General features: G+C 33.3%; 1 protein-coding gene. It reads right to left on the bottom strand.

Features of this window, described 5'->3' with window-relative positions; all coding sequences use genetic code 11:
* Positions 1–292: 292 nt before the first annotated feature.
* Positions 293–2185, bottom strand: a complete 1893-nt coding sequence (locus F6K27_RS32790; RefSeq protein WP_287280129.1) for a caspase family protein — start codon at positions 2183–2185, stop codon at positions 293–295.
* Between the last annotated feature and the right edge of the window lie 640 nt (positions 2186–2825).

Genomic DNA, 2825 nt, shown 5'->3' with positions numbered 1-2825 from the left:
GTAAACAATTTCAAGCTATAAACTGTAAATTATCAATACCATTACAGACATCCTTAAAACTTTAAGGTTTAGCGATCGCCTAATTTATGAAAAATACAGCTCATACAGTTACTTTTATATTACATTGCAAATATCTATGTAACATGTAAAGATGCCAGCGCTCATTGCTATATTATTGGCTGATCGTTCCTGTTGTTAATTCCTTTGGCTGGTCTTGGCCTCCATAAATCATTACCTACCCCATCATATTGAGTGGATACCTATTGATTGATAATTTATTATTACGATTGGTTCAATTTTTTTTCTTTGTTTGTTGTTGGTTTTTCCAGTCTGCTAGTGCTTCTTGAGCAGATCCATAAGCTGGTGTTCCATAAGGAACTAATTCACCAGCCAAAATAGCTTCACTTAAGTTGTTATTTTTGGCTCGTACTTTAGCTATGCTAAAAATAGTATTACTCCACTGAGTAATCAATTTTTGAGCTTCTTCATATTTAGACTCACCAGGTAGAACTTTACGGGCATCATTAATTGCTTCAATATAAGATGAAGCTAGTCCGGGCTTAATCTTTTCCTTTGCAGCTTTGAGCAATGCTTCATTAAACCCTTCATTAGCTTTTTTTTGTTGAATTACTTGGGGTTGCCATTCAGCGATCGCTAACTGTGCTTCTTGATAAATTGGTCGGACATTCACAGGTACTAATTTAGCTGTATTAATTGCACCATCATAATCTCCTTTTAATGCTCGTCCACTAGCTATATCAAGAATAGTTAAACTCCAACGCTCTATTTGATTTTGTGCTTCAGGATAAAGCGGATCACTTTGAGAAATTTGGGCAGCTTTAATAATTGCTTTACTAAAACTAGAGGCCATAACTGAATCAAGTTCAGTTACAGCTTCAGATAATATTAATTGATTTGCTGAAGTTTGACTTTCTTCTTGTTTTCCGCTATTTTCCTTAGCGATATCAGTTTTTTCTTGAGATTGACCTTCAGAAGAAGAGACCACAGGTAATGTTGATAAAGTTACTTCTGATGAGGCATCTTCCTCCATTTTTATATTAGGTACAGCCTCTATATCTACTACCTGTGTACCTGTAAATATAGATTTATTTGTCAAAAATACACCTAATAAAAGTACTAGAAAAGTTAGACTACTTCCTACAATCAGCTTTTGTAAAAAATATTGATCGGAATTAATGTTTTGAGAAATATTTTCAGACATTTCTGCTTTTATATATATATTATCTTGGCTATTTATTTGAGATTCAATGTTATGATTATGACTCTTATTACCATTCACCATATTTATTTTAGTAGTAATGTTTTTTAAGGGAGTTTTTACTGACTTTATAACTTGTTTTTCTGTTGTAGAAGCAATTAATGAATCAACAATTACACTTTCTTCTTCTTCTTCTTCCCTGGAGTTAGAATCATCGTAATTTTTTTGAGGTAAAATCATCTGATTCATTTTTTCAGAAGAATGTACCATTATTAGATGGTTTTGCTTTTGTTGTAGATACTGAGCAGATAATTCCGGTAAGCGATTACTTAAAAAACTATCTAACTCTTTTAGTGTTTTACATTTCCCATAACGTAACCCTTCTATAATAGCCGCTGTAAAAAATCCTAGACGTAGTGCAGAAGTTTCATAGGAAAACTGCTGTGGACAACATGACATTAACAGAGGTATTCCTAACTCTCTCGCTACTTCTGCTGCTTGAACACCAACTTGGTTGTCCATTTCCATTAAACGATTGTGGTTAACATCTAAAATCACCAAAACTTGTCCTGTAGGATATATTTTCAAAGTTTCTAGTAGCTTTTTTATTGATATTCCTGTAGTTTCGGGGTCTTGAGGATTACCATCAATTGGCATTATATAGTCTTGATTTTGATAAACAACACCATAACCACTAAAGAAATACCAGATAAAATTTTCCTTTTGCAATTGGTGTTGACAAAAGTCTTCTATCAGGTTTAGTAAATTTTCTTTACAAGGATAGGTTGGTTGTTCCCAAATTGGTAATAAATTACTGTCCGTTAATAATAGGCATTGTTCTGGTGAAAAATTTGTTTCGTTTAACAAAAAGCTATGCAGTGCTTCTGCATCTTGTTTAGCATAACTCAGAGGTTGAATAAACTCGTATTGATTTATACCAATAGCAATACAAGCATAATTTTTCATTTAACAACAATCCTGATACTTACATAAATTGCCTCTACCCTAGGATAACATTTATAGGCCATTACTATGATTATCTATTGTAAACCTTGTGGAGATGGCAGTAGCGGGGGGACAACTCAACTTGTTTGATTTGTTATCTAGCCCGAGAATCTATTTTTGCCTAGCGTTGCGTCACCACTTGCAAGAATCTCCCGTTATAATCGCCCTTATTTAAGGGTGAGAGTGTCAAGCCATTAATAAAAATATTCTACTATATGACGTTTCTTAGATTTAGTGAGGTACGCTTAACTTCTTCATTTGGCCTTAAATTTGAGATAACTCAGTTGCTACATACAAAACAAATATGTGGCATTAGTCCTTTCTCCTGTAAGTAAAAAGCAATAGTCCATAAAGTAATTTTAAAATGGACATTATTTCGCAGATATTTTTGAATCAAATATTTTTTGACAAATTTTTAAACATCAAAAGCCTCTCCAGATATGAGATGTAAGCATTGTCATCCAACTAAAAATAAAAAAAATTGAGAAAAGGGGTTGACATACCAAAGTAGAGTTGCTAGATTAGTAAATGCGCAGGGAGAGAGGCAAACACCTCCAACCAACGCCAGAACCTAGAAAACTCAATAGTTTGAAAGTTTTAC

Source organism: Okeania sp. SIO2F5, from assembly GCF_010692685.1.
Classification (GTDB): Bacteria; Cyanobacteriota; Cyanobacteriia; order Cyanobacteriales; family Microcoleaceae; genus Okeania; species Okeania hirsuta.
Note: the sequence above shows the minus strand (reverse complement) of the source record. Positions and strands in the feature narration are given on the sequence as shown.